General features: G+C 32.8%; 5 protein-coding genes. All 5 read left to right on the top strand.

What is annotated here, in order from left to right:
• The first annotated feature begins 30 nt into the window (after positions 1-30).
• The 5 genes from iolC (at position 31) to AC5LAX_RS04195 (ending at position 6684) form a co-directional block, all read left to right on the top strand.
• Positions 31-1062, top strand: coding sequence for a 5-dehydro-2-deoxygluconokinase (gene iolC, locus AC5LAX_RS04175; RefSeq protein WP_008539192.1), 1032 nt, complete (start codon positions 31-33; stop codon positions 1060-1062).
• On the top strand, positions 1062-1871 hold the full coding sequence (locus tag AC5LAX_RS04180; RefSeq protein ID WP_115150780.1) for a 5-deoxy-glucuronate isomerase: 810 nt from the start codon (positions 1062-1064) through the stop codon (positions 1869-1871). Before iolC ends, AC5LAX_RS04180 begins: the two co-directional genes overlap by 1 nt.
• Before the next feature lie 278 nt (positions 1872-2149).
• Positions 2150-4096, top strand: coding sequence for a 3D-(3,5/4)-trihydroxycyclohexane-1,2-dione acylhydrolase (decyclizing) (gene iolD / locus AC5LAX_RS04185; protein WP_115150781.1), 1947 nt, complete (start codon positions 2150-2152; stop codon positions 4094-4096).
• A gap of 76 nt (positions 4097-4172) precedes the next feature.
• Positions 4173-4796, top strand: a complete 624-nt coding sequence (locus AC5LAX_RS04190; RefSeq protein WP_075555007.1) for a flavodoxin family protein — start codon at positions 4173-4175, stop codon at positions 4794-4796.
• Between the two features lie 85 nt (positions 4797-4881).
• Positions 4882-6684, top strand: a complete 1803-nt coding sequence (locus tag AC5LAX_RS04195) for a sugar O-acetyltransferase (protein WP_288909115.1) — start codon at positions 4882-4884, stop codon at positions 6682-6684.
• Positions 6685-6792: the final 108 nt, after the last annotated feature.

Here is a 6792-nt window from a genome sequence, read left to right on the forward strand (position 1 = left end):
GGCAAATATATAGATTAAGGAGAGAACAACATGGCTTTAATAGAATTTGATCAAAATAAACCAATGGATATAGTTTTAATTGGTAGAGCTGCTATTGATTTTAACCCAAATGAAATACATCGTACTTTAGATAAAGTAAGAACTTTCACTATGTATGTAGGAGGTAGCCCTGCAAATATTGCTGTAGGTGTTAATAAACTTGGTAAAAAAGTAGGATTTATTGGTGCTGTATCTGATGATCAATTTGGTGATTTCATTATCAATTTCTTCAATGATAGAGGTATTGATACAACTCAGATCGTAAGAGCTAAAAATGGTGAAAAACTAGGTCTTACTTTCACTGAAATTAAAAGTCCAACAGAAAGCAGTATTTTGATGTATAGAAATATGGCTGCTGATTTTGTAATTACTCCAGAAGATGTGTCTGAAGAATATATTGCACAAAGCAAAATCTTATTAGTATCTGGTACAGCTCTTGCAGCAAGCCCATCTCGTGAAGCTTGTCTTATGGCAATTAATTATGCTAAAAAGCATGGTACAAAAGTTATTTTTGATATTGACTATCGTGAATACAACTGGAGAAGTAAAGCAGATATTGCTGTTTACTATTCTTTAGTTGGACGCATGAGCGATGTTATTATTGGCTCTCGTGAAGAATTTAATTTAACTGAATATTTACCAGAAGAAAATGATGTAGCAGATTATGAAATAGCAGAAAAATATTTAAATTATGGTAATCAAATTGTTATTATTAAACATGGTAAAAAAGGTTCTGTAGCTTATGGCGCAGATAAAGAAGCTTTTAAAGTTGATTCTTATAAAATTAAACTTTTAAAATCCTTTGGTGGTGGAGATGCTTATGCTTCTGCATTTATCTATGGTCTTTTAGAAGGTTGGAGCTTAGCAGATTCTCTTCGTCATGGTACAGCACATGCAGCTATGGTTGTTGCTAGTCATAGCTGTTCTGAAGCAATGCAAGATGCACCAGCTATTGATGCTTTTATTCAAGAACATGCAGCTGAACAAGTTATTACTCCTGTTGAATGGAAGGTAGTGTTATAATGGCTGAAGCAAAATTTGGTAAAATGGGTGCACAATTAAAACATGGTTATAATAGTGCGACTATTTGTGAAAGCAATATGATGATGGACATTGGTATTCAAGTTATGAGTGCTGGTGAAAAACTTACTTTTAACGAACAAGCAAAAGAAGTTGCCTATGTAATTTTAACTGGTGAAGTAAAAATATCTTGGGAAAATAATACAGAAGTAATGAAACGTACTTCTTTATTTGATGAAAATCCTACTTGTTTGCATGTACCATTAGCTACAGAAGTTACTATAGAAGCTGTAGTAGATTCTGAGGTTTTAATCCAAAAAACAGAAAACGATACAAAATTTGCTCCTAAATTCTATCATCCAGAAGATGTACAAGCTGATGTCTTCGGTGGAGGTGTATGGAGCGGTACAGCAACAAGAACTGTTCGTACAATTTTTGATTATGAAAATGCGCCATATTCTAATATGGTAAATGGTGAAGTTATCAATAGCCCAGGTCGTTGGTCTAGTTATATACCACATTTTCATCCACAGCCAGAAGTATATGTATATAAATTTGACCGTCCACAAGGTTTTGGTGCAGCTTTTATTGGTGAAGATACCTTCCGTACAGAAACTAATGCATATGTAGCAATTCCTGGTGGAGATATACATCCACAGGTAACAGCTCCAGGTTATGCTATGTGGTATAGCTGGATGATAAGACATCTTCCAGATGATCCTTGGGCCAAAACTCGTATTGTATGTGAAGAACATGCTTGGCTTGAAGAAGATGGAGCAGAAGCAAAAATTTGGGATCCTCTAAAGAAATAAAATAAATTAAAAATAGAAAAATGGAAAAGCTATAATTTTGAATTATCAAGATTATAGCTTTTTTGTTTTTAAAAATGTTTAAAAATATAAAATATTATTAAAAAGATAATATAAACCTATTTTTTAGTTAATATTATATCTATAGTGTTCTTTTATTATATGCTATAGTATTAATTGTAAAGGCAAGGTAGAAAACGAAATTTTATGTACATAAAGATAAATATTGCCCGTAGAAGCAAAATAGATATTGCAATCGGAAAAGAAAGGATTAGATAATAATGGCAAATACAGTTCGTCTTACAGTAGCACAAGCTTTAGTAAAATTTTTAAATAATCAATACATTGAATTTGATGGTAAACAAAATAAAATGTTTAAAGGTATCTTCACTATTTTTGGTCATGGTAATGTTGTTGGTCTTGGTGAAGCTTTAGAAAATGATCCAGGTGATTTAATTGTACATCAAGGTCGTAATGAACAAGGTATGGCTCATGCAGCAATGGGTTATGCAAAACAAAAAAGAAGAAAACAAATTTATGCATGTACTTCTTCTGTAGGACCTGGTGCAGCAAATATGGTAACAGCAGCAGCAACTGCAACTGCTAACTGCATACCAGTATTATTTTTACCTGGTGATGTATATGCAACTCGTCAGCCAGATCCAGTTCTTCAACAAATGGAACAACCACATGATTTATCTATTAGTACAAATGATGCTTTTCGTGCTGTATCTAAATATTGGGATAGAGTTACTCGTCCTGAACAGTTGATGAGTGCATGTATCAATGCAATGCGTGTATTGACTGATCCAGCTGATACTGGTGCAGTAACAATTGCACTTCCTCAAGATGTTGAAGGTGAAGCATATGATTATCCAGAATACTTCTTCCAGAAACGTGTTCATCGCATTGACCGCCGTCCTGCAACAAAAGCTATGGTTGAAGATGCAATTAAATTAATCACTGCTAAGAAAAAACCAATGCTCATTTGTGGTGGTGGTGTAAAATATTCTGAAGCTTGGGATACATTTAGAGAATTTGCTCATAAATATAATATTCCATTTGGCGAAACACAAGCAGGTAAAGGGGTTATCGTTTGGGATGATCCAATGAATTTAAATGGTCTTGGTGAAACAGGTTGTATAGCTGCTAATGAAATTGCTAAAGAAGCTGACCTTGTAATTGGTGTTGGTACTAGATATACAGACTTTACGACATCTTCTAAATGGATTTTCCAAAATCCAGAAGTTTCTTTCTTAAATATCAATGTTTCTGAATTCCATGCATATAAATTAGATGGTGTACAGGTTGTAGCTGATGCTAAAGTAGCACTTGAAGCTATTGATGCTGAACTTGAAAAAACTGGTTGGAAATCTTCCTATACTACAGAAATTGCTGCTGCTAAAGCAAAATATGTAGCAGAAACAGATCGTTTATACAACTTAGAATATACAGGTAAAGATTTTGTTCCAGAAATTGATGATGCTTTAGATACAGATAAAGTATATGAAGAATTCCACAATATTACAGGTTCCTATCTAACTCAAAGCCGTGCATTTGGTATTATTAATCAATTTGTTGCTAAAAATGGTGGCGTTGTAGTAGGTGCATCTGGTTCTTTACCAGGAGATTTACAAAGAGGTTGGCGTGTATATAACCCTAATACTTACCATGTTGAATATGGTTTCTCTTGTATGGGTTATGAAGTAAATGCTTCTTTAGGTGTAAAAATGGCTGAACCTGATAAAGAAGTATATACTATGGTTGGCGATGGTGCATACATGATGCTTCATTCTGAACTTCCTACATCTATTCAAGAACATAAAAAGATTAATGTTATGTTATTTGATAATATGACATTTGGTTGTATTAACAATCTTGAAATTGAACATGGTATGGGTAGCTTTGGTACAGAATTCCGTTTCAGAAATGAAAAAACTGGTAAATTAGATGGTGGCTTTGTACCAGTAGATTTTGCGATGAATGCAGCTTCTTATGGTTGCAAAACTTATAAAGCAACAACTGTAGAAGAATTAAAAGCAGCTTTAGAAGATGCTGAAAAACAAACAGTATCTACATTAATAGATATCAAAGTATTACCAAAAACAATGCTTCATGGTTATGGTCATTGGTGGCGTGTAGGTCAGCCTCAAGTTTCTAAGAGTGAAACTGTTCGTAAGGCATATGAAGCACTTAAAGTAGAACTTGCAAAAGCTAGACAATATTAATTGAAATATTAAAATGAATAAAAGTCCCATAATTTTATGGGACTTTTTTAGTATAATTTATTGGAGTGTAATAAAAATGAAAGTAGTAGCATTTAATGGTAGCCCTAGAAAAGGCGGTAATTGTGAACAAGCGTTAAATTTTATGGGAGAAGTATTTAATAACAATGGTATAGATTTTGAAATTGTACAAGTTGGTAATAAAATGATAAGAGGATGTTTAGCTTGTTATCATTGTTTACAGACTGGCAGTAGTTATTGTGTGCAAAAAGATGATGTTAATGAATGGATTGATAAAATGGTAGAAGCTGATGGTATAATCGTAGCATCTCCAGTTTATTATGGTGGTATATCAGGTACAATGAAATGCTTTTTAGATCGAGCTTTTTTAGCTGCTGGTCATAAACTTCATCATAAAGTAGGAGCATCTATAGTAACTGCTCGTCGTTCTGGAGCATTAGAAACATTTCAACAATTAAATGCGTATCTTAATACTATGGAAATGATAATGCCAACAGCAGATTATTGGAATAATCTTCATGGATTAGATGTAGGAGAAATAAATCAAGATATTGAAGGTATTGAAGTTGTACAAAAATTAGCTCGCAATATGGCTTGGATAATGAAAGTAATAGAAGCAAGTAAAGGCAAGATTGATCCACCAGAAACAAAACCACGTACTATGACTAATTTTATACGTTAGAAGTAAAAAAGAGTCTTGTTATCAAGGCTCTTTTTTTGCTAAACTAGAGAAAAGAATAAATATGTATTTTGAGGAGTAAAGTTGTATGACAAAAACAGCAAGAGAATTACAAGAAGAAGGATTATTATACGATGTTTTTGAACAAGAATTAACTGATATAAAAGATAAAACATATGGTTTAGTCAGTGAATTGAGTAGAGTTAGTCATTTTGATACGGAATATGTGATGTCTTTAGTAAGAAAAATAGTAGCGAAAATAGGTCAAGATAGCTATATTGTGCCACCATTTCGTTGTGATTATGGCGACCATGTATTTATTGGTAATAACACATATATAAATTACAATTGTTGCTTTTTAGACTCAGCAAAAGTTACAATTGGCGATTATGTATATATGGGACCAAATTGTAATATTTTTACACCATGTCATCCTATTCATCATGAATTACGTAAGGAAAAAGTAACTGAATACGCACTTCCTGCAACAGTGGGTTCACATAGCTGGATTGGTGGAGATGTAGTCATCACTCCAGGTGTTACTATTGGTGAAAATTGCGTCATTGGTGCAGGTTCTGTAGTAACAAAAGATATTCCAGATAATTCAATTGCTGTAGGTAATCCTTGCAAAGTAATTAGACAGATAAATGATAAAGATAGAGAATATATAAATAGTTTGATTTTAGATGATGAAACAAAAGATAGCAAATATAAACAAGAAAATGGTTATATTTATAGTGCCAAAGATGAAGCTATTTTTAATATAGTGAAAGATACAGTTCATTATGTAGAGATTTTAAATAAATTATCTAATAGTGAAATTCAGCGTCGTAGAGATTTCTTAAGAACTTTTGTGGCAAAATTAGATGAAGGCGCTATGATTAATAGCCCATTTTATATGGAGTTTGCTAATCATTTAGAAATGGGGGTAAATAGCTTTATCAATTATGACTGTATTATGCTTAATAATGCAATGGTAAAGTTGGGCGATAATGTATTAGTTGGGCCAAAAGTAAGTTTCTATACAGTTATGCATCCAATTGACGCTAAACAACGCGAACAATGGCTTGTATATGCTAAGCCAATAACTGTTGAAGATAATGTATGGATTGGTGGTTCAGCTACTATTTTAGGTGGTGTAACTATTGGTAAAAACGCCATTGTAGGTGCTGGTGCAGTAGTAACAAAAGACGTTGAGCCAAATACAATAGTAGTGGGTAATCCTGCTAGAGTTTTGCGTAAAATCACAGCAGAAGATAGTAAGAAATATCAAGAAGAATTAGCAAAACAAAAAGATATAAATAAAAGTGAATTTGATAAGATGATGGCTGGTCAATGGTATAATGCAATGGATTATTCTATGTTGAAATTGCGTCAAGAAAATAATAAAAAGACAGAAGCATATAGCAGAATAACTATAAATACTTTATCTTATAAAGATAGAATGGCAAAAGCTATTGTTAAAGAATTTGGTGAAAATGCTAATATCATACCACCATTTACTTGTGATTATGGTTGTAATGTCAAAGTAGGAAATAATACAGTTATCAATCATAGTGGTGTATTTTTGGATACAAATGAAATCAATATTGGTAAACATGCTTTAATTGGGCCAAAATCTGGGCTTTATGGAGCTATACATCCTTTTGATGTAGAAGCTAGAAATGAAGGTATTGAAAAAGCAAAAACAATCAACATCGGTGATGGTGCTTGGCTTGGTGGTAAAGTAACAGTAGTACCAGGTGTAAGTATTGGTAAACATTCAGTGATTGGTGCAGGTTCAGTGGTAACAAAAGATATACCAGATGATGTAGTAGCAGTAGGTAATCCTTGTCGAGTAATTAGAAAAATTACAGAAGATGATAAAATAAATCCAATCCGTAAAAAATAAATAGATAATAAAAAAGCCTTAAGAATTGAACTGCACCCCAAAAGTTGGACACAAAACAACTTTTGGAGGTGCAGTTTTTTTATGACTAAATACTCAAATGAATTTAAA

Source organism: Megamonas sp. (assembly GCF_986095205.1).

Bases quoted from the DNA above. Each gene is read 5' to 3' on its own strand.
- AC5LAX_RS04195 (WP_288909115.1), top strand. From the start codon at position 4,882: ATGACAAAAACAGCAAGAGAATTACAAGAAGAAGGATTATTATACGAT.
- iolC (WP_008539192.1), top strand. From the start codon at position 31: ATGGCTTTAATAGAATTTGATCAAAATAAACCAATGGATATAGTTTTA.
- AC5LAX_RS04180 (WP_115150780.1), top strand. From the start codon at position 1,062: ATGGCTGAAGCAAAATTTGGTAAAATGGGTGCACAATTAAAACATGGT.
- AC5LAX_RS04190 (WP_075555007.1), top strand. From the start codon at position 4,173: ATGAAAGTAGTAGCATTTAATGGTAGCCCTAGAAAAGGCGGTAATTGT.
- iolD (WP_115150781.1), top strand. From the start codon at position 2,150: ATGGCAAATACAGTTCGTCTTACAGTAGCACAAGCTTTAGTAAAATTT.